A 25,236-nucleotide genomic window follows, 5' to 3' on the forward strand; every position below is an offset into this window, starting at 1 on the left:
AGCCGAGCCGGCCCGCCCTGGCCGACTCAGCCGTCGATGATCGCCACCAGTTCGTCCAGGAAGCTGGAGAAGTCGGTACCGCGGCGCAGCAGCCGCTGCACGGAGTCGGGCTCGTTGAAGACCTCCACCAGCTGTTCGAAGATCGTCTGGAAGGCCGAGCGCTCCTCTTCGCTGAAGGCCACCAGAGCCACTACCTGGACTCGGCACTCGCCCCAGGGCAGCGATCCCTCTGCGATGCCCAGTGAGATGGCTGTCGTGGTGCCGGTCATCTTCAGCGCATGCGGCACCGCCAGCGAATCGGTGAAGGCTGTGGAGGAGAGCTGCTCGCGCTCGATCGTCCGCTCGATGTAATCCTGGTCGATCACGCCGCGATCCCGCAGCGGGGCGGCCAGCTGACGGATCGCGTCCTCTTCGTCGGCGGCCTTCAGCGGGCGCAGGAAGGCAGAAGGGTCCAGATAGGACTCCAGCTCGCCGCGGAGTCGGGCGAGCCGGTGGGCACGGCGCCGCCTGCCGGCCGCCGCCGCGATCCTCTCCATGTCCTGATCCGTCAGGAAGGGCGGAAGGTGGACGGTGCGCTCATCCGGAGTCGGCGGCTCGATGGTGGTCAGCACCAGATCGGTGTCGATGGAGGACCAGTCCGGATCCACCCGGGTCTCCATCCGGGTCACCTCGATCCCGCTGCCCAGGGACTTGTCGATCCGGGCCCGCAGCAGCTCGTGCATCTCGTAGTAGCCGGGAGAGACGATCGTGGCGGTCAGTGCCTCCCCGGCCCGCCGGCTGCGCTCCAGCTGCCCGCCCACATGCATGGCGATGTAGGCGATCTCGTCATCGCGCAGCGGGATCTCCAACACCTGGGAGAGCTCGTCGGAGATGGAGACCGCCACCTGGAAGATCATCGGATAGGCCGTCTTCAGCGAACGGGTCAGCGGATTCCGCGACCAGGCCTGTTCCCGGGCGCGGTGAGCCAGGTTCTGCACGTGCAGGCTCAGCCGCCGCACGAAGGCCGCATGGTCGATGTCCACCGTGTACTCCCGAGCGGCCCGCTGCACCGCCTCCGCCACAGCGGCCTCCACTGCCGGGTCCAGGGCGATCTGGGTGGAGGGGTCCCCGCCGGGGGCGACCACCCGGGTCAGCACCAGGGAGGCCAGATGGTTCAGATCTCCACGGCCCAGGCTGACTCCGAAGTGCCGGCTGCTCAGCCGCCCCAGCAGCTGAGCGATCCGCTCCTGCTGCTCGGCGGGCTCCACCGGAGTGCCCTCCACGGCGCGCCCCTGGGAGACGCGCTCTGCGGCGATGGCCACATGCAGCACCACATCGGCGGTGGCGAATTCGTTGACGTAATAGCCCTGCTCGGCCAGCTCAGCGGCCAGTTCGCTCTTGAAGGGGCCGAAGGCGGAGCTGTCCACCGCGCCGATGCCGGCACCGCGACGCATCCCCTCGACGTCGAAGTAGCCGTGCTCCATCTCAGCGTGAGCCAGTGTGGAGACCAGCTTTCGCTGCTCCAGCTCCCCGCCGACCAGCAGCAGCCGCGGACCGGAGCGCTCCAGGGCCAGACCGGTGCCGTGCAGCAGGCTACGCACCCGGACCAGGTCTGCCTCCAGGGTGGCCTCGGAGACATGCAGGCGTTCGGCCGCCCGGTAGAGGTCCACGCCGGAGGAGGCCTCCAAGAGCTCGCGGACCAGGGCGTGCAGCCGGTCCCGGGGAGCGGTCTTGGGCCGGGAGTCCTTGGCTCGCAGGCCGGCCAACACGCTGCGGTCGGCGCGGTAGCCGGCCGGTCCGGACTCCACCGCGCCGTCGGCCTGGGCGTTGATCGCTGCGATGTAGGAGCGCACACTGCGCGGGGTCACTCCCAGACGATCCGCCAGGGCCGCCGAAGGCATCCATCCCTCTTCGCGCATGAGCAGCCCGATCAGCTGTTCCTGACGTCTGCGGCTCACCCGGCTGTCCTCTCCACAGGGCCACCCTATCGAGTTCGGAGCACGACCATAGCGCCCACTTTCCGCAGGGGCGGAAAGAACTCTGAGTCCCTCAGGCTGTCGCTGTGGACTGGGTCACGGGACACTGGAGGGGAGAAGGACGGAAGGCAGATCGATGAAGATCCTGGTGGTGTGCGGCGCGGGCGCGTCGTCCACGTTTGTCGCCCAGCGGCTCAACAGCGCTCTGCGCGCCGAAGGCCTCGGGCATCAGGCCCACGCCGGGAACGGGTCCTCCCTGCTCTACGAGCTGGACACCGCCGACGTCGTGCTGCTGGGCCCGCATATGGCGGACACGGCAGACGACATCCGCGGCCTGACCGGAGAGCGCGGCCCCCTCATCACTGTGCTTCCTGACGATATCTACAGTGACCTCGACGGAACCCGGGCCCTCTCGGTGCTTCGCGAGGTCCTCGCTGTGCCTGCCGGGAAGAGCTCCCCGGCAGCCGAGATCACGGAAGAAGGAAACTCCATGTCCGCATCGCGCACCGTCACCGTCGCATCCTCCTCCGGGCTTCATGCCCGCCCGGCCAAGCTCTTCGTGGAGGCAGTCCAGGGCACCGGCTCCACGATCACCCTGGCCAAGGGTGAGAAGAGCGTCAACGCCGCATCCATCCTGACCGTGCTCTCCCTGGGCGTGGAGAAGGGCGACGAGGTCACCCTCACCGCTGAGGGCGGCGAGGAGGAGCAGGCTCTCGACACCCTTGAGCAGTTCCTCACCACCGATCACGACGCGTGAGGACAGTGGGGACCCCTTCGATGACTGACCTCACCGGAACAGGAATCGGCCGCGGCATCGCCCGTGGCCCCGTGGCACGTATGGCCGCACTGCCGGCGCCGCCGCAGGACGTACCCTCCCAGCTGAGCCCTGAAGAGGAGTCCCAGCGGGTGGCCGAGGCTGTCCAGGCGGTGGCCGAGGAGCTGGCCGCCCGCGGCGAGCAGGCCGGCGGCCAGGCCAAGGACGTCCTCGAGGCCCAGGCCATGATGGCCCAGGACCCCGCACTCGCCGACGCCGTATCCGAGCGCACCCAGGCCGGCAAGACCGGTGAGTGGGCTGTGTTCGAGGCCTTCGACGAATTCCGCCGGACCATGGAATCCCTGGGCGGCTACCTGGGGGAGCGGGCTGCGGACCTCAACGACGTCGCTCAGCGGGTCATCGCCCGCCTGCGTGGGCTTCCGGCCCCCGGCGTTCCGGATCCGCGTCATCCGTTCGTGCTGGTGGCCGAGGACCTCGCGCCCGCTGATACGGCGCTGCTGGACCTGGAGAAGGTTCTGGCACTGGTCACCATCGAAGGCGGCCCCACCTCCCACACGGCCATCCTGGCCCGGGAGAAGGCCATCACCGCAGTGGTCGGCGTCGCCGCGGCAGAGGAGCTGACCGGTGGGGAGGACGTCATCGTCGATGCCGCCGCCGGCACCGTCATCACGGCTCCCACACAGGAACAGATCGACGACGCCGAACAGCGCATCGCCCAGCGTGCGGCCGTGCAGGCCGCCCCGATGGCCCCCGGCGCGCTCGCCGACGGCACCGAGGTCCCGCTGCTGGCCAACCTCGGCTCGCCCGAGGGTGCCGCCGAGGCGGTGGAGCTGGGAGCCGAAGGTGTGGGCCTGTTCCGCACCGAGTTCCTCTTCCTCTCCTCGGATGAGGCCCCCACAGTGGCGGAGCAGACCGAGTCCTACACGGCGCTGCTGCAGGCCTTCGGCGGCAGGAAGGTCGTGGTCCGAGCCCTCGACGCCGGTGCGGACAAGCCGCTGAGCTTCCTCACCAACACCGAGGAGGAGAACCCAGCTCTGGGTCTGCGCGGCCTGCGCGCCTTGCTGGCCGATGAGCAGGTCCTCGACGATCAGCTCACCGCCCTGGCCCAGGCCCAGGAGGCCACAGAGGCTGACCTGTGGGTCATGGCCCCGATGGTCTCCACTGTGGAGGAGGCTCAGCGCTTCTCCGAACTGGCCCACGCCAAAGGCCTGAAGACCGCGGGCGTGATGGTGGAGGTCCCCTCCTCCGCGCTGCTGGCCGAGGACATCCTGGGTGAGGTCGACTTCGCCTCCATCGGCACCAACGACCTGACCCAGTACACGATGGCCGCCGACCGCATGCTCGGCTCGGTCTCGCACCTCCAGGACCCGTGGCACCCCGCTGTGCTGCGGCTGATCCGCGAAGTGGGCGCCGCCGGACAGTCCACGGGCAAGCCGGTGGGCGTCTGCGGCGAGGCCGCCGCGGACCCGCTGCTGGCGGTGGTGCTGGTGGGTCTGGGAGTGAACACCCTGTCCATGGCGCCGGCGGCCCTCTCCGATGTCCGCACCGAGCTGACGCTGCACTCCGCAGAGCAGGCGCGGGCCGTGGCGCAGGCCGCCTTGGGCGCCTCCTCGGCGGCTGAGGCGCGGAAGGCCGCCCTGGCGGCGTCGCAGGCCTGAGACACCGCGTCCATAACCACTTCACACCCCTTGACTCCGCACCCTCTCAAGGATGAGGAAGGCACAGAATATGTCCACCGCAACGGCTGAATCAGCCGACGGACAGAAGCAGCCCGGCGCCCTGCGCGTCGGGATCCAGAAGGTCGGATCCTTCATGTCGGGCATGATCATGCCCGTGATCCCTGCGCTCATCGCCTGGGGGATCCTGACCGCAGTGCTGGTCAACATCGGGGAATGGACCACCGGCTGGGCGCCCGCAGAGGCCCTGGACACGGCGATCTTCCCGATGATCCATTACCTGCTGCCGATCCTCATCGCGGTCCAGGGCGGCAAGATGGTCTACGACATGCGCGGCGCCGTCGTCGGCGGCATCGCCGCCCTCGGCGTCATCGCCGGATCTGACCACATCGTCGACCAGTTCAACGCCGGGCTGCCCGAGGCCGAGCAGCTCGAATACGTCCACATGTTCATCGGGGCGATGATCCTGGGCCCGCTGGCCGCGTGGATCATGAAGAAGCTGGACGGCCTCTGGGAGGGCAAGATCCGCGCCGGCTTCGAGATGCTGGTCAACATGTTCTCTGCGGGCATCCTCGGATTCTTCCTGGTGATCGGCGGATTCTTCGGACTGGCCCCGGTCATCAACGGACTGATGAACGTCCTGGAGACCGTCGTGGGCTTCCTGGTGGACCACGGTCTGCTGCCGCTGGCCTCGGTGATCATCGAACCGGCCAAGGTCTTCTTCCTCAACAACGCCATCAACCACGGCGTGCTCACCCCGCTGGGCATCCAGGAGGCCTCCGGCGAGGCCGGACAGTCCATCCTGTTCCTGCTGGAGGCGAACCCGGGCGTGGGCCTGGGTCTGCTGCTGGCCTTCTCCGTCTTCGGCGTCGGCGCCGCCCGGGCCACCGCACCCGGCGCTGCGATCATCGTCTTCCTGGGCGGCATCCACGAGGTCTACTTCCCCTATGTGCTGATGAAGCCGGCGCTGCTGCTGGCAGTCATCGCCGGCGGGGCCACCGGTGTGACCACCAATATGCTGTTGGAGGTCGGCCTGCAGGGTCCGGCCGCGCCGGGCTCGGTCATCGCCGTATACCTCCAGTCATTGGGCGGCGGCATGGGCAACATCATCGGCGTCACTCTGTCCTGGATCCTCGCGGCTGCGGTGACCTTCGCCGTCGCGGCGCTGATCCTGCTCAAGGACCGGAAGAAGGACCTGGCCGGCGAGGACGGGTTCACCTCGGCTGTGGCCAAGACCGCCGCCGCCAAGGGCAAGTCCTCCAGCCACCTCTCCGACCTGGCCGACGCCGCTGCGGTGCCAGCCCAGACCGAGAAGGTCATCCAGAAGGTCATCTTCGCCTGCGACGCCGGCATGGGCTCCTCCGCCATGGGTGCCTCGGTGCTGCGCAAGAAGTTCAAGGCCGCCGGCATCGAGGGCGTGGAGGTCACCAATAAGGCCATCGCGGCCCTGCCGGGAGACACCGACCTGGTCATCACCCAGGAGTCGCTGACCGACCGTGCCCGCGGCCAGGAGCCGGAGGCCATCCACGTCTCGGTGGACAGTTTCATGGACGCACCCGAATATGACGAGGTCGTGGAACTGGTGCAGAACTCGCGCCAGCCCGCCGCGGTGGGAGCAGGGGAGGGGTCGGCGTCGTCGGCCGCCCCTGCTGTGTCCGCTGCGTCGGCTGAAGCTGATGCAGCACCGGTCCCCGAGACCGCTGACTCCGGCATTCTGACTCTGAGTCAGGTGCGGATCCACTCCGGCTCGGCCACCCAGGAGGAGGCGCTGGCTGAGGCCGCGCAGATCCTGGTCGACTCCGGCGCGGTCACCGAGGACTACCTGCAGGCCATGAAGGACCGTGAGGCGACCGTCTCCACCTTCATGGGCAACGGCCTGGCCATCCCGCACGGCACCAACGACGCCAAAGACGCGGTCAAGGCCTCGGCGCTGTCGGTGGTCCGCTACGACGGCGGTGTGGACTGGGCCGGTGATCAGGCCGACTTCGTGATCGGCATCGCCGGTGTCGGCGATGAGCACCTGGAGATCCTCTCCAGGATCGCCGTGCTCTTCGCTGAGGAGAACGAGGTCGCTCAGCTGCGCGCAGCCTCCAGCGAGGAGGAGCTGCTCCAGATGCTCTCCGCCGTCAACGACGGCTGAAGCCCGCCACCCATCGAATCGTGTACCGGATTCTCGGCAATGGGGACCGCAATCGCCCCATTCGCCACAATCCGGTACACGATCCGCACCGAGGGACATACTCAGGGACACACCGAGGGATAGGAAGAGATCCATGAAAGCAGTTCACTTCGGGGCCGGGAACATCGGCCGCGGCTTCGTCGGCATGCTGCTGCACGAGGGCGGCTACGAGGTGGTGTTCTCCGACGTGGCGGCACCCCTGGTGGATGCTCTGACCGCAGCGGAGTCCTACACCGTCCACGAAGTCGGCGACGGCGGCCCCGGCCGTGAGAACCGGGACACGGTCATCACCGGCTTCCGCGCGCTGAACTCCGCTTCAGACCCAGAGGCTGTGGCCGCCGAGGTGGCCTCCGCCGAGGTGGTCACCACGGCAGTGGGACCCACGATCCTGAAGTTCATCGCGCCACATATCCTGGCCGGACTGCGCGAGCGCTCCGAGGAGGCCGCCCCGCTGCAGGTCATGGCCTGTGAGAACGCCATCGGTGCCACGGACACTCTGCGTGAGCACATCGTGGAACTCGCCGGCGACGATTGGGCCTCTCTGGAGGCCAAGGCGGTCTTCGCGAACACCGCGGTGGACCGGATCGTGCCTGGCCAGCCGGCTGAGGCACCGGGCGGGGGCGTCGCCGTCGACGTGACCGTGGAGCCCTTCTACGAGTGGGCCATCGAGCAGGGAGCCTTCGGCGGGAACCTGCCGAACATCCCCGGTGCCCATTTCGTCGATGAGCTGGGTCCCTACATCGAACGCAAGCTCTTCACCGTGAACACCGGCCATGCAGCGGCCGCCTACCTGGGCACCCGCGCTGGTCGGGAGAAGATCGCCGAGGCCCTGGCCGATGAGCAGGTGGCCGCCGGTGTGACCGCAGCCCTGGAGGAGACCTCCGCGCTGCTCTGCGCCAAGCACGGCTTCAGCGCGGAGGAGATGGAGGCCTACCGGACCACCATCCTGGGCCGCTTCCGCAACCCCGCGCTGCCGGACACCGCCGACCGCGTGGGACGCCAGCCGCTGCGCAAGCTCTCCCGCAACGAACGGCTGATCGGCCCGGCCGCCGAGGCCGCCGAGCGGGGCCTCTCCGCCCAGGGCCTGCTGGCCGTGGTCGGTGCGGCTCTGGAGTTCTCCCTGCCGGAGGATGAGCAGGCCGTGGAGCTGCAGAAGCTGTTGGGCGAGCTCAGCGCTGAGGCCTTCACCGAGCAGGTCACCGGCCTGAGCGCCGAGCACCCGCTCTTCACCTCCGTGGTGGCGCTGGTGAGAGCTCGCCAGGGCTGAGCCGAACCAGAACGGCTGAGCTCCGGCTGCTCGCCAGCTGAAGGCACGACGCTGGAGCTGAAGACAGAACGACGGCGCCCCGTCAGCTCTCCTCGGAGGGCCGACGGGGCGCCGTCGTCGTCTGGTCTGCTGTTATGCCCGCCGGTGTGTTGAGATCTCGGGAACTGCCCTCCTGAGAGGGGGAGTTCCCGAGATCTCAACACACCTGACGCTTCAGGAGGCGACCGGCTGGGTCGTCGCCGCCGTCTCCGTCCCGGGCTGGGCCGCAGCCGGGCGGGTCCACTGCTTCAGCGCGATCACGCTCAGCGCCGTGACCACTGCGCCGGCCAGCACCGCCACCAGGAACATCGCCCAGGGGTCGATGGCGAAGAGCACGAACACGCCGCCGTGCGGCGCCATAGAGGTGGTCCCGAAGGCCATGGACAGTGCTCCGGTGGTGGCGCCGCCGGCCATGGCGGCGGGGAGCACGCGCAGCGGGTCTGCTGCGGCGAAGGGGATGGCGCCCTCGGAGATGAAGGCGGCACCGAGCAGCACAGCGGTCTTGCCGTTCTCACGCTCGGCCGCGGTGAAGAGGCGACCGCGCAGGAACGTGGCCAGCGCCAGGCCCAGCGGCGGGACCATACCGGCGGCCATGACCGTGGCCATGATCATCAGCGGGGCCTCCGAGGAGGTGGAGGCAGCGCCCACACCGGCCACCGCGAAGGAGTAGGCCACCTTGTTGACCGGGCCTCCCAGGTCCACGCACATCATCAGGCCGAGGACGATCCCCAGCAGGATCGCGGCCGAACCGGTCATCGACGCCAGCCAGGTCTCCAGAGAGGCGGTCAGAGAGGCGATCGGTGCTCCCAGGACCAGCAGCATCAGTCCGCCGGCGGCGATGGAGGCGCACAGCGGGATGATCACCACGGGCATCAGTCCGGCCAGCCAGCGCGGCACGCTGAGCCGGCGGAAGCCTGCGGCCACCAGCCCGGCCAGCACACCGCCGGCGATGCCGCCGATGAAGCCGGCATCCATGGTCACCGCGATCGCACCGGCGGTGAAGCCCGGAGCGATGCCCGGGCGGTCAGCCATGCCGTAGGCGATGTAGCCGGCCAGTGCGGGCACCAGGAAGCTCATCGCGGTGCTTCCGATCAGGAAGAACACAGAGCCCAGGTATCCGCCCAGGGCACCCCATCCGAGGAAGGGGTCCGGCAGCTGGTCGGCCGTGGGCAGGTTCCACAGTGAGCTGTTCAGCGCGACCTCTTCGGCCACCCCGTCGATGGTGTAGCCGCCCAGCAGGAAGCCCAGGGCCATGAGCAGGCCTCCGGCCGCCACGAAAGGGATCATGTAGCTGACTCCGGTCATCAGCACCCGCTGCACCGCTCGGCCGAAGCTCTCCGAGGAGGAGCCTTCCTCGGCCTCGGCGGAGGCGCTCTCGGTGCTGACGGTCTGGGCCTGCGGATCCTCGGCGGCGGCGAGTGCCTCCTGGAGCATCTGCTCGGGCTCGTCGATCCCGCGCTTGACCCGCGAGGTCACCACGGGTTTGCCGGCGAAGCGGTCCTTCTGCCGGACGTCCACATCGGCGGCAAAGATCACGGCCTCGGCGCGGCTGATCACCTGCGGGTCCAACGCAGAGGAGCCGGCCGATCCCTGAGTCTCCACGTGCAGGTCCACGCCCAGGCGCTGGGCGGCCTGCTTGAGCGCGTCAGCGGCCATATAGGTGTGGGCGATGCCGGTGGGGCATGCGGTCACCGCCACCACGGTCCGCGCCGGGGCAGGCGCATCCGACGCCGCATCCGCTGAAGCTGCGGCGCCCGACGCCGACGCATCGGCCTGCTCAGCCTCATTCGGCTCCTCGGCCGGCGACGGGTCGGCGGCCTCCTGGATCATGGCCGCGACCTCCCCGGCGTCCTGGGTCGAACGCAGCCGCTGGACGAATTCGTCGCGCATCAGCGAGGTCGCCAAGGTGGAGAGGATGCTCAGGTGATCGGTGTCGGCGCCGTCGGGCACTGCGATGAAGAAGACCAGGTCGGCGTCGCCGTCCCCGGAGTCGAAGTCCACCGGTGTGGCCAGCCGGGCGAAGGCCACTGTGGGCTGCTCCACCGCGGAGGTGCGGCAGTGGGGGATGGCGAAGCCGCCGGGCATGCCGGTGGCTGAGCTCTCCTCACGGGCCCAGGCGCCGTCGAAGAGGGCTTGGGCGTCGTCGGTGCGTCCTGCGGCGGCGATCTGCTCGGCGATGGCTCGGATGACCTCCCGCGGGGTCTCGGCCTTCAGCGTGTCCAGGCTGACCAGATCCTCGGTGATGATGGTCATGATGCGGTGTCCTTTGTCTCTGGGGTGAGCTCTGCGACGGTCACGTCGCTGAGTCGGAGGTCGTGGGGGCCGGGCATCGTGGATCCCGGTAGGGAAGAGGCGGCACGGCCTTGGGCCATGGCGTGGCGGAGCTGTTCCTCCGGTCCGGCGCCGCGGGCGGCAGCGCTGAGGCAGCCCGCCAGCGAAGCGTCGCCGGCACCGACGGTGCTGCGCACCACCAGGGGCGGGCCTGAGGCGGTGAGCACCGGCTCGACGGCACCGGGCCCCGGAACGGGTCCCGGAGCAGGCACCAGCAGGGCCCCGTGGGCGCCCAGGGTGACCAGGGCGGCGCGGACGCCATGGGCCTGACAGTCGCGGACCAGCTGCAGCACCAGGGCGTGATCGGCCTCCAGCTCCTCCGGAGTCACCGAAGGAGTCACGACGCCGGCGGCGCGCGCGGCAGGGGCGGCCTCGGCTCCGCACAGAGCGGTATGCAGCTCCAGCAGCTCTTCGGCATTGGGCTTGATCAGGTCCGGGCCCGCGGCGGCTGCGGCGGCCAGGGCCTCGCCCGAGGCGTCCACAGCCACCAGTGGCACCGAGCGCTGCGCGCCCGCATCCGTATCCGCGCCGTCGGCTGTGCTCGGGCCTGGGCGGCCGGCGTCGTCGGCGGTGTTCTCCCGCAGCGCGGTGATCAGCTGCGCGTAGAAGTCGGCGGGGGCTCCGGGCGGCAGCGATCCGGCCAGGGCCAGCCAGGACGCACGACGGGCGGCCCGCAGGATCATCTCTTGGAAGTCGGCCATCGCGGCGGCGTCCAGCTGCGGCCCGCGCTCATTGATCTTGGTGGTGGTCCCGGCCGGGTCGGTGACGGCGATGTTGGTGCGCAGCGCTTCTCCCACAGGCAGGCCGCGGTGCGGAACGCCGAGCTCGGACAGCGCGGTGAGCACCGGGTCCGTCGGGTCACCGGGCAGCAGGGCGAGGGTCTGTTCGCCGGCCGCAGTCAGCGCCCGGGAGATGTTCACGCCTTTGCCGCCGGGCTCGGCTCGCTGGGCGGCGGCCCGCTGCACCTGGCCCACGGCCAGCGGGGCGGGCAGCTCCACGGTCTTGTCCAGGCTGGGGTTGGGGGTGACGGTGAGGATCATGCGGCTTCTCCTGCCTGCTGATCGGCGGGGGCGATGACGACGTCGACCTCTGCGGCCTCCAGCGCCTCGGCCAGGTCAGGCTGGGGTGCGGCGTCGGTGATCAGCACGTCGAGGTCCTCCAGTCCGCCGAAGCGCACCAGGGAGGTCTCGCCGAGCTTGGAGGAGTCGACCAGCAGCACCCGTTTGCGGGCCGCGCAGATCAGGGCGGTCTTCACCGCGGCCTCGGCGGTGTCGGGAGTGGAGAGGCCGAAGTCGTCGCAGATGCCGTTGGTGCCCAGGAAGACCACATCGGCGCGGCGTCGGCTCAGCGTCTCCACCGTCTGCTGGCCGACAGCGGCACCGGTGATCCCGCGGATGGTCCCGCCGAGGACCTCCACATCGAGCACGCCGGTGCTGCTGAGTTTATGGGCGATGGGCACGGCCGTGGTGATCAGCGCGAGGTCCTCGGCGCGGGGGAGGGCGCCGGCGTCGCGCTGTCCGGGGGTCGCGGCGGAGGGGGAGGCGGCAGCGGCGATCCGGTCCGCCAGGGCCTCGGTGGTGGTGCCGGCGTCGATGATCACCGACCCGCCGTCCTCGGGCGGCAGGTGCTGCACGGCCGCGGCGGCGATGGCCTGCTTCTGTGCGGAACGGCGGCTGAGCCGCTCCTGCAGAGAGGTCTCAGTGCGGGACGTGGCCCCGGAGGCTACGGCGCCTCCGTGGATGCGGCGCAGCGATCCGGCGGACTCGAGCTGGTCGAGGTCGCGGCGGACGGTTTCCCGGGTGACCTCGAGGGAGTCGGCCAGCTGTTGGACGCTCACCGAGCCCTCGCGGGTCAGCAGGGAGAGGATGCGCCCATGACGTTCGGGCGGCAGAAGCGGCATGAGGCCTTCCTGAGATGTGTTCTGACCCACGTTGCTGTGGGATTGTCCGAACTTTATCTGTGTATATCTGTGTTTTGCAACAGGCTCGGGTCGGGCGGTCCCGGGGTCTCCTTTTGGGCTCCTTCTGCCCGCGAGGCTCCAGGGGTGCGTGGGGTTGCTCGCCGCCGATTGCTCCGTTAGGGGTCGGAGGGTATAGTTATCAGCTGTTGTGCGTGTCCACCCCTGCGTGGAACCGTGTCGAGGCGGCTCAGTTGCATGGCCCATACAGCCTCCACGGACTCCAGGGGAAACCACGGGCCCGGTAACTCTCCAGCCCTCACCTGGAGATCCGGACAGCGCACTCTCGAAGAATGACAGTGCATCAGGCACTGGCCTCCGGTGGATCTCACCTGCCGGTCAGGACAGTGCGCTGAACCGTAGAACACCGACCGAAGGCATTAACAACGTGCGTACGTACACCCCCAAGCCCGGCGACGCCGACGCGCAGTGGCACATCATCGACGCCACCGACGTCGTGCTCGGCCGCCTGGCCACCCAGTCCGCCGCGCTGCTGCGCGGCAAGCACAAGCCGACCTTTGCTCCCCACCAGGACATGGGCGACTTCGTGATCATCATCAACGCTGACAAGGTTGCCGTCACCGGTGACAAGGCTGAGAAGAAGCGCTACTGGCGCCACTCCGGCTTCCCCGGCGGCATCAAGTCCCTGAACTTCAACGACCTGATGCAGCGCCACCCCACCCGCGCGGTGGAGCTGGCCGTCAAGGGCATGCTGCCGCACAACAAGCTCGGCCGGGCCCAGCTGAAGAAGCTGCGCGTCTACGCAGGTGCCGAGCACCCGCATGCTGCTCAGCAGCCCCAGCCGTTCGAAATTTCCCAGGTCGCCCAGTAATCCGGGCCCGACTCTAGAGACTTATTGAGGAGAACCGTGGCTCAGAACACTGAAGAGCTCAACGAGACCGAGGAGCTGTCCAGCTACACCTCGGAATCCGCCCCCGCCGCTGAGGAGACTGTCTCCTCTGAGCGTGCTCCGCTGACCGTCGGTGGCGCAGCCATCGGCCGTCGCAAGCAGGCCCGTGCCCGCGTCCGTCTGATCCCCGGCTCCGGCCAGTGGACCATCAACGGCCGTGCGCTCGAGGACTACTTCCCGAACAAGCTGCACCAGCAGGAGGTCAACGACCCGTTCACCCTGCTCGGTCTGGAAGGCGCCTACGACGTCGTCGCCCGCATCGACGGCGGCGGCCCCTCTGGCCAGTCCGGCGCCCTGCGCCTGGGCATCTCCCGTGCGCTGAACGAGATCGACCGCGATCACAACCGCGCTGCGCTGAAGAAGGCAGGCTTCCTGACCCGCGACGCACGCGCCGTGGAGCGCAAGAAGGCCGGTCTCAAGAAGGCACGCAAGGCCCCGCAGTACTCCAAGCGCTGATCGCCGCATACTCGGTACATCTGTACCGGGTCGGCGGTTTCGCAGAAGAGGCCCGCACCTCGCAGATTCGTCTGCAGGGTGCGGGCCTCTTCGTGTCTGCGGCCTGCGGGGCGCGATCACCTGCGCTCACCTCGGATCGCCCCGGAATCTTCCTGGAGAACGGCGATTTCGGCCCTCGGGTTCTAGTGAACGTCGCAACGACCTGACCGTTCAGGAGTTGCGATGCCCGCACGCGAACCCTCCCGAGGAGAGCCTTATACCGAAGCGGTGAAGGCTGACTGCCTTCACCGCTTCGGCCAGACCCCAAACCTAGCTGCAGTCGCAGCTGAGACCGGAGTCTCTGCCAGGACCTTGTCTGACTGGGTCAGAGCCGCCGGGATGTATCACCTGGTACGTCCCGGCCGGGCGCATCCACGCAGAGATGAGTACCATCGACTGCGGTTAGAGGGATTCAGCCGTGCAGAGGCTGCCCAACGAGTCGGTGCATCTGCGCGATCGGCGCGGAATTGGGACCGTCAGAGTGCGCCCAATGGGTATAACAAGAAGATGCACAGCACCTTCCCTGATCCCGCCGCGCCCGCGACTCACCGGCGGTACCTCAACGCGGCAGACAGACTCGCGATCTCTGACCTGCTGCGACGAGGCTGTTCCTACGCTCAGATCGCTGCTGAGCTGGGACGGAGCCGTTCAACGATCAGCCGAGAGGTCACCCGCAACAGCCACAGAGGCCTCTACCACCCGTACCTCGCTCATCAGCAGAGCGTCGACCGGCGGGCACGGCCCAAGCCCAGGAAACTGGTGCCTGGCAGCCGGATCTTCGCCTACGTCTGGGACAAGCTGCAGCTGGAATGGTCCCCGGAGCAGATCAGTGGAAAGCTCGCTGAAGAGTTCCCCGAAGATCAGGAGATGCGTGTGTGCCACGAAACGATCTACCAGGCCCTGTACCTACAGGCTCGTGGTGGATTGAAGCGTGAAGTCCAAGCCGCGCTGCGCACTGGTCGGGCGATGCGCAAGCCTGCCGGTGACCAGCGCAGATCCCGGAGTCTGGGTGGGCAGATGGTCATGATCAGCCAGCGTCCTGCTGAGGTCGAGGACCGGGCAGTGCCGGGGCACTGGGAAGGAGACCTGATCATCGGTGCTGGCAGTAAGTCCGCGATCGCGACTTTGGTGGAGCGTCATACCCGGTTTGTGATGCTCTGCCATCTTCCTGGTGATCACACCGCCCAGACGGTCGCGGCCGCGCTGACCCAGCGGATGAAGACGCTTCCTGAGCATCTTCGCGGTTCGCTGACGTGGGATCAGGGAGCCGAGATGGCCGCTCATCACACGATCAGCGTGGCTGCTGATCTTCCGATCTACTTCTGTGACCCGGCTTCACCCTGGCAGCGGGGATCGAATGAGAACACCAACGGGTTGCTTCGCCAGTACTTCCCTAAGGGAACTGATCTTTCAGTCCATGGCCCAGAGGATCTGGAGCTGGTCGCGAACAAGCTCAACGGCAGGCCTAGGAAGACATTGGGATGGGACAGTCCCGCAGACCGCATGAAAGAGTTGCTCACGACCAGCTGAGTTCACTGTTGTTGCGACAACCACTCGAATCCGCCGCCGAATCTCAGGAAAAGCGCGGGGCGATCCGCGTGCCGTGCCTGCCCTGTATTTACCTCGTGCCCGGATCAGACGGCGTCGGCGATCTGCCCTGTGTGCTCTGCGCCCGGATGTGCGCAGATCGCGCCCCAACGACAACGGCGTCAACAGCGACAACCTGGGCGGCGACGCCTACGAGTTGGGCACCGGCGAGCAGTACTCGGTGGGCGAGGTCATCCTCCACCAGCCCGGTGAGGACTTCACCGTCTCGGCAGACTTCACTCCCCGTGACGACCAGGGCGAGCGCGACGGCGACCCCGTCGAAGGTGAGCTCACCGGCACGATGGAGTGATCCTGAGCAGCTGAGGTCCGACGTCCCCACCTGACAGGTGTCCCCATCTGACAGGTATCCCCACCTGCTGGAGGTCGCCGTCCACTCGGCGTCGACGCCCTGGGCACGGTGCTGGAGGCGTTGATCACAGCTTCAACACGAAAATCCCCGTCAGGTCCGACCGGCGGGGATTTTCGTCTGTGCCCCAGTAGACTGAGCCATCATGGCGAGACTATTCGGTACCGATGGCGTGCGCGGCGTGGCCAATGAGCTGCTGACCGCGGAGGTGGCGTTGAAGCTGTCTCAGGCAGCTGCAGTGGTGCTGGGGCACCGGCGGATCAGCCCCGAGCGAGCGGCCGAGGGCCGGCGCCCTGTGGCTGTGGTGGCCCGGGATCCGCGCGTCTCCGGGGAGTTCATCTCCTCGGCGGTGGAGGCAGGCCTGGCCGCCTCCGGCGTGGACGTCTACGACGCCGGCGTGCTGCCCACCCCGGCTGCGGCCTTCCTGGTCGGAGACATCGACGCTGACTTCGGCGTGATGATCTCCGCCTCTCACAACGCAGCCCCGGACAACGGCATCAAGTTCCTGGCCCGCGGCGGACATAAGCTCGACGACGCCGTCGAGGACGAGATCGAGGCTCAGATGGGGCAGGAGCCCCCGCGCCCGACCGGCGGTGACGTGGGCAGGGTCCAGCGCTTCTCCGACGCTGAGGACCGCTATGTGGTCCACCTGCTGAAGTCTCTGGGCGAGGTGTCGCTGAAGGGGCTGCGCGTCGTGCTGGACTGCGCCCACGGTGCCGCCTCGGGCTGCTCGCCGGAGGCCTTCGCGGCCGCCGGCGCCGAGGTCGTGGTGATCGGTGCCGAGCCCGATGGGCTCAACATCAACGACGGCTACGGCTCCACCCATCTGGAGAAGCTGCAGGCGGCAGTGGTCGAGCACAGTGCTGATCTCGGCATCGCCCACGACGGCGACGCCGACCGCTGCCTGGCGGTGGATCACACCGGCGAGGTCGTCGACGGCGACCAGATCATGGGTGTGCTGGCCCGGGCGCTGAAGGAGACCGGCGGGCTGACCGATGACACGCTGGTGGTCACGGTGATGTCCAACCTGGGTCTGAAGCTGGGTATGGCTGCGGCCGGCATCGAGCTGGTGGAGACTGCGGTGGGTGACCGCTACGTGCTCGAGGCGATGCGAGGCGGCGGCTACTCCCTGGGCGGTGAGCAGTCCGGTCATCTGATCTTCTCCGACTACGCCACCACCGGTGACGGCCTGCTGACCGGGCTGCAGCTGGCCGCGCGGGTCGCGGCCACCGGCAAGTCGCTGCGTGAGCTGGCGGAGGAGGCCATGGAGCGCCTGCCGCAGGTGCTGGTCAACGTCAAGGGTGTGGACAAGGCCAAGGCCAAGAGCCACGACGCCGTGCTGGAGGCTGTGGCCGCTGCCGAGTCCCGCCTGGGGGAGAAGGGCCGTGTCCTGCTGCGCCCCTCCGGCACGGAACCGGTGGTGCGCGTGATGGTGGAGGCGGAGACCGCCGCCATCGCTGACTCCGAGGCTTCCGTCCTGGCCGAAGTCGTCCAGGCCCAGCTCGCTCTCTGAGCCGAGCCGAAGCGGCCGGCGTCCGGTTCAGAACCGCAGCGGCAGCGTCTGGTTCAGCACCGCTTCTTCGGCGCTGAGCGCGGCCAGCCAGGAGGTCTTCGGGTTCTGCGGCAGCGGGTTGTTCCACAGCGTGATGCTGAACCCGCCGGCTCGGCCCTGCACGTACAGGGTGTGCGAGTTCTGCTCGGCGTCCGGGTCCGCGATCAGTCGGACCTCTGTCTCATCGAGCCCCAGTCCGGCCAGCGCGACGGCGGCGGTGACGTTCGCGTTCTTGGGGTACTGCTCGGACGCCTGCCGGGCCGTGCCGGAGAAGAACACGGCAGCCGCTGTGAGCTCATCCAGAGTGCAGGCCTGCTCGGCCGGGGAGCCCTTCCACGCCTCGGGCGGCTTCCGGCCCTCGTAGACCACGGAGTCCACACCGGCCAGCACCGCTGAGCGAAGTGCGTCCAAGCCTCCCACCGCCCCGGAGACCAGCCGGACCGAGGCGCCGGACCGCTCGGCAGCGCTCATCAGCCGCGTCCGCAGCGCGTCATCGCTGAGCGATCCCAGAGAGACCAGCACGACGTCGACTCCGGCCTCCAGCACCTCAGGGACCAGCTCGGCCACCGCCCGGTGGCCAGCGCACTCCACGACCAGATCCGGGCGGCGCTGGGTTCCGAGGAGCTCGCCGACGTCGTCGTAGCAGGGGAGCCCCAGCTCCTGGCTCAGCGGTCCGACCCGTCCGGGGCGCTCGTAGAAGCTGAACCCGGCCTCAGGCAGCCGGGTCCGCAGCGCGCTGAGGACCGTGCGGCCCATCGCGCCCATGCCGAGGACGGCGATCTCTGCCGGGGTGCTCATCCTGCGATCAGGCATCCTCATAGTCAGGGGCCGCGGGCTGATCCCAATACTCTTCCAGCGTCACGCCCTGGTCGGCCACATCGGCGGCCGTCGCCTCGCTCACGTAGCGCAGATGCCAAGGCTCGTAGGAGAAGCCGGTGATCTCCTGGGAACCTTCGGGGTATCGGATGATGAAACCGTGCTCGTGGGCGTTCTCTGCCAGCCAGATTCCGGTGGGCGTCTCCCCGAAGCAGGTCCGCAGGTGACAGTCCTCATTGCCCGGATAGGAGAGATCCACCGCCAAACCGGTCTGATGCTCCGAGTGGCCGGGCCGGGCAGAGACCTCGTCGGCGGCCTCTTGACCCAGGTTGTCGACGTGCCCCTGGTAGACGGTGCTCTGGTAGTCGTAGCTGCGATAGGCGCTGGCGACCACCAGCGGGATCTCATCGGCTGAGGCCGCAGAGAACAACTCCTCCAAAGCCTCCGCCGGCTCCTGACGCATCTGCACGTCCTCATGGTCGGCGGGGGCCGTCACCGGCGTCAGATCCGAGGGCACGTGATCGGCCGGATCCAGCGGGTCGGCCTTATTGACCAGCACATGGAGGGAGGCTGGGTCCCAGGAGGCCTCGCTGGCAGGGGCGGAGCCGGCGTCGTCGTCCGAGTCTGGATCTGAGTCCGGAGCCTGGTCCGCATCCTGCTCGGGGGCCGACTGCTGCTGCGCTGGGTCTCCCTGGGTCGGCTCCTCATCCGCACCGCAGGCCGCAGTCAGAAGCAGGGTCCCGGCGGCGGCTGTGCTGAGCAGTGAACGGCGCATGCGGACAGGGTATCGCGTCTCGGATCGCCCGGGGACCGGTGGGAACATCCGCTCTGCGAGTCTGAGCTCGGGATGCCTCACCTGGCGGAGAGATCGCCTTAGACTGATCCCATGCTCAAGGGTTTCAAAGATTTCCTCATGCAGGGCAACGTCATCGATCTTGCCACTGCGGTCGTCATCGGCACGGCGTTCGGCGCGGTGGTCAACGCACTCGTGGAGAGCGTGCTCATGCCGCTGGTCGCCTCGTTGGTCGGGGGCGAGCCTGACTTCGACGAGTTCGCAGTGGTGCGTGTCCTGGACGGCCCGCCCATCCAGTTCGGCGTGCTGCTGACCACTGTGGTGAACTTCGTGCTCATCGCCGCAGCGATCTACTTCGTGGTCATCATGCCGATGAACAAGATGATCGCGGCCCGCAGCAAGGCCCTCGGCGAGCCTGAGGTGGAAGAGGAGGAGAACATCACCCTCCTGAAGGAGATCCGCGACCAGCTCAAGGCCCAGACCGAGGTCACCAACCCGGCCTACATCGCGTCTCTGGTGGAGGCTGAGCGCAGGGCCGAGGAGGAAGCCGCCAAGGCTGAGGAGGAGAAGGGCGGCAAGGGCCTGCTCGGCAAGGCCAAGGGCATCGTCTGGGGCGAATGACCCGCTCAGATCTGCGCTGAGCCCTCCGCGTCCTCAGAGTCCTCCGCTGGGCCCTCCTGCGGATCCTCCTGGCTCGGGCTGTATTCAGCCGCGGCCGGCTGCTCCCAGTACTCCTCGAGGGTCACGTCCTCTTCGAAGACCTCCTGGGCGGTGTCCACGCCCACATAGCGCAGATGCCACGGCTCGTACTGGTAGCCGGTGATGTCTTCAGCACCCTCCGGGTAGCGGATGACGAATCCGGACTCATGGGCGTTCTCGGCCACCCACCGGCCCTCTGGAGTCTCGGCGAAGCAGTCGCCGTGGATGCAGTCGGGATTGTCGATGGAGATGACATCGGCGGCCAGGCCGGTCTGGTGCTCGGAATGGCCGGGACGGGCCATGGCCTCATCGGTCGATTCGGTGCCGTACTCCGCGGCGCGGTCCTCGTAGATCGCCCACTGCTGGTCATAGGAGCGGTAGGCGCTGGTCATCGCAAGCTCCATGCCCTCGGCTCGGATCGCGGCGAAGAGCTCCTCCAGCGCCTCGGCCGACTCTTCGCGCAGCAGCTGCGGAGTCTCCGTGGTGATCCGTACGTCCGGCTCCACCAGGTCATGGGGCTCGTAGTCCAGCGGATCCAGCGGATTCTGCGGGTTGACCAGCACATGGATGGAGTGCGGGTCCCACGAGGGGTCGCTGGCCCGCTCCGGGGTCGGTTCGGGCTGCGGGCTGGGCTCAGGGTCCGGCTCGGAGGCTGTGGCGGCCGGCGTCGTCGGTGCGGTGGGGCCCTGAGAGGGCCCGGCCGAATCTGGGTTCGAGCAGGCGACCAGCAGGGCCAGCGCGGCGCCTGAGGCGCCCAGCAGGAGAGAGGTTCGGCGTCGGCGCAGTCCTGCAGATTCCATGGTCAGACCTTCCTCAGCAGCACTCTGGACACCGAATGGTCCTCACCCTTGGACATCACCAGGCGGGCCCGGGACCGAGTGGGCTGGATGTTCTCCCGCAGGTTGGGCCCGTTGATGCGCTGCCAGATGTCGGTGGCGCGCGCGCGTGCCTCGTCATCGCTGAGATACGAGTACTGGTGGAAGTAGCTCTCCGGGTCGGCGAAGGCGCCGTAGCGCCAGCGCATGAACCGGTCCACGTACCACTGCTCGATGTGACGCTGCTTGGCATCCACGTAGATGGAGAAGTCGAAGAAGTCGCTCAGCGCCAGCCCGGTGGTGCCGTCCTCACGGACCCGGGCGGGCTGGAGCACGTTGAGTCCTTCCACGATCAGCACATCGGGACGGCGCACCACGACCTTCTCATCCGGGATGATGTCGTACTTCAGGTGGGAGTACTTCGGTGCGGTGACCTCCGGCTTGCCCGACTTCACCTCCGAGACCATGCGCAGCAGGGCCCGGCGGTCATAGGCCTCCGGGAAGCCTTTGCGGTCCATGATCCCGCGGCGCTGCAGCTCCGCATTGGGGTAGAGGAAGCCGTCGGTGGTCACCAGCTCCACCCGCGGAGTGGAGGGCCAGCGGCGCAGCATCTCCTGCAGCACACGCGCCGTGGTGGACTTCCCGACGGCGACGGATCCGGCCACGCCGATCACGAAGGGGGTGCGCCGGGTCTGCTCCCCGAGGAAGTCGTTGGCCGAGGCGCGCAGCTGGGCGGCGTTCTCCACGTAGATGGAGAGCAGCCGGGACAGCGGCAGGTAGATCTGTTCGACCTCATTGAGGGAGAGGTGCTCACCGATGCCGCGCAGGCGGTCGACGTCGTTCTGGTTCAGCGGCTGTTCGATGGTGTCGGCCAGCCGGGACCAGGCTTGTCGGTCCAGCTCCACGAAGGGGGAGTAGGACGTGTGGGGGTCCTCTTCGAAGGGAGGGGAGCTCGCCCACGGGGCGGTGTTCGCATAGACCGCCGGGATCGGGCCGGTCGCCGTCGTGGGGGCACGGCGTTCGGCAGGCGGCAGCCCGTCGCCCTCGCGGGGCCCCTCGTCAGGTGAGTGGAGTGACACGCTGACACGATACCGGACCTGCTGCGGTGCGGGCGCGGGCCCGGAGCCCGAGGCGGAGAGCCGGCGGCGGGCAGGACGGGCCGCAGCCGGGCACAGGGACCGTCCCGGCGTCGGAGTGAGTCCGCACCCGATTCCCGCGGTACCCTAGAAGGCATGTGTGGAATTGTTGGCTACATCGGTCTGCCGGAGAAGTCTGCTGAGCATCAGGCTCTGGACGTGTTGTTGGAAGGGCTGCGGCGCTTGGAGTACCGCGGCTATGACTCTGCCGGTGTGGCAACGGTCACCGGAGGTCGGGTCGAAGCTCGGAAGAAGTCCGGGAAGCTGGTGAACCTCATCAACGAGATCGAGGAGTCCCCGGTGGCTCCCGCCTCGCTGGGCATCGGTCACACCCGCTGGGCCACCCACGGCGGCCCCACCGACCAGAACGCGCACCCGCACCTGGCCGACGAGGCCAAGCTCGCCGTGATCCACAACGGAATCATCGAGAACTTCGCCGAGCTCAAGGAGAAGCTGCGGGCCGAGGGTCACACCTTCGAGTCCCAGACGGACACCGAGGTCGCAGCCAAGCTGATCGGCCGGTTCTTCGCCGGTGAGGCCCAGGGCGACCTCACCGAGGCCATGCGCCTGGCCTCCAACGAGCTCGAGGGTGCCTTCACCCTGCTGGCCGTCCACGCCGATCAGCCCGACCGGGTGGTCGCCTCCCGCCGCAACTCCCCGCTGGTCATCGGCCTGGGCGAGGGCGAGAACTTCCTGGGATCCGACGTCTCCGGCTTCATCGACTTCACTCGTGAGGCCGTCGAGCTGGAGCAGGACCAGATCGTCACCATCACCACCGATGACGTGACCATCATCAACTTCGACGGCTCCTCCGCTGAGGGCAAGCGCTTCCACATCGACTGGGACGCCTCCGCCGCGGAGAAGGGCGGCTATGACTCCTTCATGGAGAAGGAGATCAACGAGCAGCCCAAGGCCGTGGAGGAGACCCTGCTGGGGCGCACCGACGCCGAGGGCCGCCTGGCCCTGGATGAGCTGCGCATCGATCCGGAGGAGCTGAAGAACACCTCCAAGATCATCGTGCTGGCCTGCGGCACCGCCGCCTACGCCGGTCAGGTCGCCAAGTACGCGATCGAGCACTGGACCCGCATTCCCGTGGAGGTGGAGCTCGCCCACGAGTTCCGCTACCGCGACCCGATCATCGACGAGACCACTCTGGTGGTCTCCATCTCCCAGTCCGGCGAGACCATGGACACCCTCATGGCCGTCCGCTACGCCAAGGAGCAGGGCGCCCGGACCCTGGCCATCTGCAACACCAACGGATCCACCATCCCGCGCGAGTCCGACGCCGTGCTCTACCTGCACGCCGGCCCGGAGATCGCAGTGGCCTCCACCAAGGCCTTCCTGGCCATGGTCACCGCCTCCTACCTGCTGGGCCTCTACCTGGGCCAGCTGCGCGGCCAGCTGTTCACCGGCCAGATCAAGGACATCCTTGCCGACCTGCACAGCATCCCGTCCAAGATCCAGACCATCCTGGACAACGCCGACCAGATCAAGGACCTGGCCCGCCGGATGGCCGACACCCCCTCGGTGCTGTTCCTGGGCCGCCACGTCGGCTTCCCGGTGGCCATGGAGGGCGCTCTCAAGCTCAAGGAGCTGGCCTACATCCACGCCGAGGGATTCGCCGCCGGCGAGCTCAAGCACGGCCCGATCGCGCTGATCGAGGAGGGCCAGCCGGTGTTCGTCGTCGTGCCCTCGCCGCACGGCCGCCACTCGCTGCACTCCAAGGTGGTCTCCAACATCCAGGAGGTCCGCGCCCGCGGCGCCAAGACCATCACCGTGGCCGAGGAGGGGGACGAGGCTGTGCGCGAGTTCTCTGAGACGGTCTTCCACGTGCCGGAGACTCAGCCGCTGCTGATGCCGCTGCTGACCACGGTGCCTCTGCAGATCTTCGCCTGCGCGCTGGCTGCGGAGAAGGGCTACGACGTGGACCAGCCGCGCAATCTGGCCAAGTCCGTCACGGTGGAGTGAGCGGAGGGGCACATGATCGTCGGGATCGGCGTCGACGTCGTTCTGGTCACTCGCTTCGAGCAGCAGCTGCGCAGGGCCCCGGCCCTGCGCGAGCGGCTCTTCGTCCCCGCCGAGCGTGAGCTCAACACCCGTTCCCTGGCCGCGCGCTTCGCCGCCAAGGAAGCTGTGGCCAAGGCCCTCGGCGCCCCGGCCGGCATGAACTGGCAGGACTGTCAGGTGGTGCTCAACGCCGCCGGCGCCCCGCAGGTCCACGTGGAGGGCACCGTGGCCGCCGTCGCCGAGCAGCGCGGTGTGAAGAGCTGGCATCTCTCCCTCTCCCACGACGGCGACGTCGCCACCGCCATGGTGGTCGCCGAAGGCTGACCCATGACCTCAGCTCTGCCTCTGCTCCCTGTCTACACCGGGGACCAGGTGCGTGCGGCGGAGAGGCCCCTGCTGGAGTCCGGGCAGGGGCCCGAGCTCATGCGCGGAGCCTCCTGGGGGCTGGCCGCGGCTGTGCTGAACCTGCTGCGTGAGCGCGGGGCCGTCTACGGAGCCCGGGTCGCGGGGCTGATCGGCTCCGGGAACAACGGGGGCGACGGCCTCTGGGCCCTGACCTTCCTGCGGCGGCGCGGGGTCGAGGCCACCGCGGTGCTCGCCCGCGGGCGCGCCCACCAGGAGGCGCTGCAGGCGTTCCTGCAGGCCGGCGGACGGGTGGTCGACGAGATCCCGGGCCAGGCCGATGTCGTGATCGACGCCGTCCTCGGCACCGGCTTCAGCGGCGAGTTCGGCGCCCCGCAGCTGCCTGAAGCGGCCGTGGTGATCGCCTGCGACCTGCCCTCCGGAGTCGACGCCGACACCGGTGAGGTCCGCGGTTCGGCACCGGCGGCCGACCATACGGTCACCTTCGGCGGGCTGAAGCTCGGTCTGCTGGCCGGCGACGGCGGACACCTCAGCGGCCGTCTCCACACAGTCGACATCGGGTTGGGAGATCACCTCCCGACGCCGCGTGCGCAGCTGCTCTCGCCGGACTGGGACCCTGCCTCCTCCTGGAGGCCGCCGCAGAGCACCGATCACAAATACTCCCGAGGAACGGTCCATGTCTTGGCCGGGTCCCCGCAGTACCCGGGAGCCGCACAGCTGACTGTGGGTGCGGCGCTGAACACCGGCGTCGGGATGGTCACCCTCGAGGCCGCTGAAGAGGTCCGCCATCAGGTGCTCGCCGCCTCCCCAGAGGTGGTGGGGGTTGCCGACGGGGCGGGGTCCGAGGATCGGCTGGAGAAGGCCCGCGCGGTCGTCGTCGGACCTGGACTGGGAGACCAGGCCGCCCAGCTGGAGGCGGCCTCGGCAACGATCGATGAAGCGGTGCGCCGGGCGCTGCCCTGCGTGGTGGATGCTTCGGCCCTGACGCTGGTGCCGGAGCTCACGCTGCGGACCGAGGTGCTGCTGACTCCGCATGTGGGAGAGGCCCGGCGCCTGGCGCAGGGCCTCGGACTCGCTGAAGCGGACGAGCTGCTCAGCTCTGACCCTGTCGCGGCCGCCGAGGCTCTGGCCGAGGGCACCGGGGCCACTGTGCTGCTCAAAGGGGCCACCACTGTGATCGCCTCTCCGGGCGCGGAGACGCTGCTGCACCGTGCCCAGGCCCCCGGTCTGGCGACGGCCGGCAGCGGCGATGTCCTCAGCGGTGTGCTCGGCGCCGTGCTGGCCACGCAGCAGGACCGGCTGACCGTCGCCGAGGGCGCGGTGCTCGCTGTGGGCCTGCATGCTCAGGCGGCCCAGCGTGTGGACCCGAACGGTCAGGGCCGGTTCGGCGCCTCCGCGCTCATGGCGGGGCTGAGAGCCTGACCGCCGACGAGCGTCTCTGAGCCGAACACGTCGATCCGAGGGCCGGAGGGGGCGGCACCCCGATCCGGCAGGCCGGGTCTCGTAGAGTGGAGTCC

21 protein-coding genes and 1 pseudogene are annotated in these 25,236 nt (G+C 68.6%); 14 read left to right on the top strand and 8 right to left on the bottom strand.

The annotated features are described in order from the left end of the window. Window positions 1–26: 26 nt before the first annotated feature. Window positions 27–1,937: a BglG family transcription antiterminator gene (locus JOF45_RS01190; protein ID WP_210047416.1), complete on the bottom strand. Its 1,911-nt coding sequence runs from the start codon at window positions 1,935–1,937 to the stop codon at window positions 27–29. A gap of 154 nt (window positions 1,938–2,091) precedes the next feature. On the opposite strand from JOF45_RS01190, the pseudogene JOF45_RS01195 reads away from it, so the two are divergent. The 5 genes and pseudogenes from JOF45_RS01195 to JOF45_RS01215 form a co-directional block, all read left to right on the top strand. Further along, window positions 2,092–2,349 (top strand): annotated as a pseudogene (locus JOF45_RS01195) (PTS sugar transporter); the annotation flags it as partial. 96 nt (window positions 2,350–2,445) lie between these two features. Beyond that, window positions 2,446–2,712 carry an HPr family phosphocarrier protein gene (locus JOF45_RS01200; RefSeq protein WP_210051183.1) on the top strand — a complete coding sequence of 89 codons (267 nt, stop codon included), beginning with the start codon at window positions 2,446–2,448 and terminating at the stop codon, window positions 2,710–2,712. A 20-nt stretch (window positions 2,713–2,732) separates the two neighbouring features. Continuing rightward, a complete protein-coding gene (ptsP, locus tag JOF45_RS01205) occupies window positions 2,733–4,388 on the top strand; it encodes a phosphoenolpyruvate--protein phosphotransferase (protein WP_210047417.1) in 1,656 nt (551 codons plus the stop codon). 70 nt (window positions 4,389–4,458) lie between these two features. Further along, window positions 4,459–6,546: a PTS mannitol transporter subunit IICBA gene (locus JOF45_RS01210; RefSeq protein ID WP_210047418.1), complete on the top strand. Its 2,088-nt coding sequence runs from the start codon at window positions 4,459–4,461 to the stop codon at window positions 6,544–6,546. 133 nt (window positions 6,547–6,679) lie between these two features. Then, on the top strand, window positions 6,680–7,852 hold the full coding sequence (locus tag JOF45_RS01215; protein ID WP_210047419.1) for a mannitol-1-phosphate 5-dehydrogenase: 1,173 nt from the start codon (window positions 6,680–6,682) through the stop codon (window positions 7,850–7,852). A gap of 213 nt (window positions 7,853–8,065) precedes the next feature. On the opposite strand, the gene JOF45_RS01220 is transcribed toward JOF45_RS01215, so the two are convergent. Genes JOF45_RS01220 through JOF45_RS01230 form a run of 3 tightly spaced genes read right to left on the bottom strand, consistent with a single transcriptional unit; the run spans window position 8,066 to window position 12,122 of the window. Beyond that, on the bottom strand, window positions 8,066–10,147 hold the full coding sequence (locus tag JOF45_RS01220) for a PTS fructose transporter subunit IIABC (RefSeq protein ID WP_210051184.1): 2,082 nt from the start codon (window positions 10,145–10,147) through the stop codon (window positions 8,066–8,068). Further along, on the bottom strand, window positions 10,141–11,262 hold the full coding sequence (locus JOF45_RS01225; protein ID WP_210047420.1) for a 1-phosphofructokinase family hexose kinase: 1,122 nt from the start codon (window positions 11,260–11,262) through the stop codon (window positions 10,141–10,143). Before JOF45_RS01225 ends, JOF45_RS01220 begins: the two co-directional genes overlap by 7 nt. Further along, window positions 11,259–12,122 carry a DeoR/GlpR family DNA-binding transcription regulator gene (locus tag JOF45_RS01230; protein ID WP_210047421.1) on the bottom strand — a complete coding sequence of 288 codons (864 nt, stop codon included), beginning with the start codon at window positions 12,120–12,122 and terminating at the stop codon, window positions 11,259–11,261. The genes JOF45_RS01225 and JOF45_RS01230 overlap by 4 nt, the downstream gene beginning before the upstream one ends. Before the next feature lie 445 nt (window positions 12,123–12,567). On the opposite strand from JOF45_RS01230, the gene rplM reads away from it, so the two are divergent. From rplM to glmM, 5 genes are all read left to right on the top strand, one after another. Further along, on the top strand, window positions 12,568–13,011 hold the full coding sequence (gene rplM / locus JOF45_RS01235) for a 50S ribosomal protein L13 (RefSeq protein ID WP_210047422.1): 444 nt from the start codon (window positions 12,568–12,570) through the stop codon (window positions 13,009–13,011). 36 nt (window positions 13,012–13,047) lie between these two features. Further along, entirely contained in the window at window positions 13,048–13,545 is a 498-nt protein-coding gene (rpsI, locus tag JOF45_RS01240) for a 30S ribosomal protein S9 (RefSeq protein ID WP_210047423.1), read from the top strand. A 378-nt stretch (window positions 13,546–13,923) separates the two neighbouring features. Then, window positions 13,924–15,114 (top strand): IS30 family transposase, encoded by a 1,191-nt coding sequence (locus JOF45_RS01245; RefSeq protein ID WP_425352346.1) that lies wholly within the window; start codon window positions 13,924–13,926, stop codon window positions 15,112–15,114. A 148-nt stretch (window positions 15,115–15,262) separates the two neighbouring features. Beyond that, complete coding sequence (locus tag JOF45_RS01250) at window positions 15,263–15,481, top strand: hypothetical protein (RefSeq protein WP_210047424.1); 219 nt, start codon at window positions 15,263–15,265, stop codon at window positions 15,479–15,481. A gap of 202 nt (window positions 15,482–15,683) precedes the next feature. Further along, window positions 15,684–17,051 carry a phosphoglucosamine mutase gene (glmM, locus tag JOF45_RS01255; protein ID WP_210047425.1) on the top strand — a complete coding sequence of 456 codons (1,368 nt, stop codon included), beginning with the start codon at window positions 15,684–15,686 and terminating at the stop codon, window positions 17,049–17,051. A 27-nt stretch (window positions 17,052–17,078) separates the two neighbouring features. On the opposite strand, the gene JOF45_RS01260 is transcribed toward glmM, so the two are convergent. Together JOF45_RS01260 and JOF45_RS01265 are read right to left on the bottom strand one after the other, a co-directional pair. After that, window positions 17,079–17,888 (bottom strand): aspartate dehydrogenase, encoded by an 810-nt coding sequence (locus tag JOF45_RS01260; protein WP_210047426.1) that lies wholly within the window; start codon window positions 17,886–17,888, stop codon window positions 17,079–17,081. Window positions 17,889–17,895: 7 nt separating this feature from the next. Further along, a complete protein-coding gene (locus tag JOF45_RS01265; protein WP_210047427.1) occupies window positions 17,896–18,681 on the bottom strand; it encodes a M15 family metallopeptidase in 786 nt (261 codons plus the stop codon). Between the two features lie 111 nt (window positions 18,682–18,792). On the opposite strand from JOF45_RS01265, the gene mscL reads away from it, so the two are divergent. Then, window positions 18,793–19,320 (top strand): large conductance mechanosensitive channel protein MscL, encoded by a 528-nt coding sequence (gene mscL, locus JOF45_RS01270; protein WP_210047428.1) that lies wholly within the window; start codon window positions 18,793–18,795, stop codon window positions 19,318–19,320. A 5-nt stretch (window positions 19,321–19,325) separates the two neighbouring features. Here the strand turns inward: mscL and JOF45_RS01275 are convergent, their stop codons facing one another. Together JOF45_RS01275 and coaA are read right to left on the bottom strand one after the other, a co-directional pair. After that, window positions 19,326–20,198 carry a M15 family metallopeptidase gene (locus JOF45_RS01275; RefSeq protein ID WP_210047429.1) on the bottom strand — a complete coding sequence of 291 codons (873 nt, stop codon included), beginning with the start codon at window positions 20,196–20,198 and terminating at the stop codon, window positions 19,326–19,328. A gap of 2 nt (window positions 20,199–20,200) precedes the next feature. Next, a complete protein-coding gene (gene coaA, locus JOF45_RS01280) occupies window positions 20,201–21,118 on the bottom strand; it encodes a type I pantothenate kinase (protein WP_342591499.1) in 918 nt (305 codons plus the stop codon). A 327-nt stretch (window positions 21,119–21,445) separates the two neighbouring features. Here coaA and glmS point away from each other — a divergent pair, with 327 nt between their 5' ends. From glmS to JOF45_RS01295, 3 genes are read left to right on the top strand one after another with little or no spacing between them, the layout of a single operon-like run. Beyond that, window positions 21,446–23,317 (top strand): glutamine--fructose-6-phosphate transaminase (isomerizing), encoded by a 1,872-nt coding sequence (gene glmS / locus JOF45_RS01285; protein WP_210047430.1) that lies wholly within the window; start codon window positions 21,446–21,448, stop codon window positions 23,315–23,317. Window positions 23,318–23,329: 12 nt separating this feature from the next. Further along, entirely contained in the window at window positions 23,330–23,680 is a 351-nt protein-coding gene (locus JOF45_RS01290; RefSeq protein WP_188684608.1) for a holo-ACP synthase, read from the top strand. A 3-nt stretch (window positions 23,681–23,683) separates the two neighbouring features. Then, on the top strand, window positions 23,684–25,141 hold the full coding sequence (locus JOF45_RS01295) for an NAD(P)H-hydrate dehydratase (protein ID WP_210047431.1): 1,458 nt from the start codon (window positions 23,684–23,686) through the stop codon (window positions 25,139–25,141). Window positions 25,142–25,236 lie beyond the last annotated feature (95 nt).

Source organism: Nesterenkonia lacusekhoensis (assembly GCF_017876395.1).
GTDB lineage: Bacteria > Actinomycetota > Actinomycetes > Actinomycetales > Micrococcaceae > Nesterenkonia > Nesterenkonia lacusekhoensis.

Excerpts from the sequence above, each read along its gene's own strand:
- JOF45_RS01200 (WP_210051183.1), top strand. The coding sequence starts at position 2,446 with ATGTCCGCATCGCGCACCGTCACCGTCGCATCCTCCTCCGGGCTTCAT.
- ptsP (WP_210047417.1), top strand. The coding sequence starts at position 2,733 with ATGACTGACCTCACCGGAACAGGAATCGGCCGCGGCATCGCCCGTGGC.
- JOF45_RS01210 (WP_210047418.1), top strand. The coding sequence starts at position 4,459 with ATGTCCACCGCAACGGCTGAATCAGCCGACGGACAGAAGCAGCCCGGC.
- JOF45_RS01215 (WP_210047419.1), top strand. The coding sequence starts at position 6,680 with ATGAAAGCAGTTCACTTCGGGGCCGGGAACATCGGCCGCGGCTTCGTC.
- JOF45_RS01225 (WP_210047420.1), bottom strand. The coding sequence starts at position 11,262 with ATGATCCTCACCGTCACCCCCAACCCCAGCCTGGACAAGACCGTGGAG.
- JOF45_RS01230 (WP_210047421.1), bottom strand. The coding sequence starts at position 12,122 with ATGCCGCTTCTGCCGCCCGAACGTCATGGGCGCATCCTCTCCCTGCTG.
- JOF45_RS01245 (WP_425352346.1), top strand. The coding sequence starts at position 13,924 with ATGTATCACCTGGTACGTCCCGGCCGGGCGCATCCACGCAGAGATGAG.
- glmM (WP_210047425.1), top strand. The coding sequence starts at position 15,684 with ATGGCGAGACTATTCGGTACCGATGGCGTGCGCGGCGTGGCCAATGAG.
- JOF45_RS01260 (WP_210047426.1), bottom strand. The coding sequence starts at position 17,888 with ATGAGCACCCCGGCAGAGATCGCCGTCCTCGGCATGGGCGCGATGGGC.
- JOF45_RS01265 (WP_210047427.1), bottom strand. The coding sequence starts at position 18,681 with ATGCGCCGTTCACTGCTCAGCACAGCCGCCGCCGGGACCCTGCTTCTG.
- mscL (WP_210047428.1), top strand. The coding sequence starts at position 18,793 with ATGCTCAAGGGTTTCAAAGATTTCCTCATGCAGGGCAACGTCATCGAT.
- JOF45_RS01275 (WP_210047429.1), bottom strand. The coding sequence starts at position 20,198 with ATGGAATCTGCAGGACTGCGCCGACGCCGAACCTCTCTCCTGCTGGGC.
- glmS (WP_210047430.1), top strand. The coding sequence starts at position 21,446 with ATGTGTGGAATTGTTGGCTACATCGGTCTGCCGGAGAAGTCTGCTGAG.
- JOF45_RS01290 (WP_188684608.1), top strand. The coding sequence starts at position 23,330 with ATGATCGTCGGGATCGGCGTCGACGTCGTTCTGGTCACTCGCTTCGAG.
- JOF45_RS01295 (WP_210047431.1), top strand. The coding sequence starts at position 23,684 with ATGACCTCAGCTCTGCCTCTGCTCCCTGTCTACACCGGGGACCAGGTG.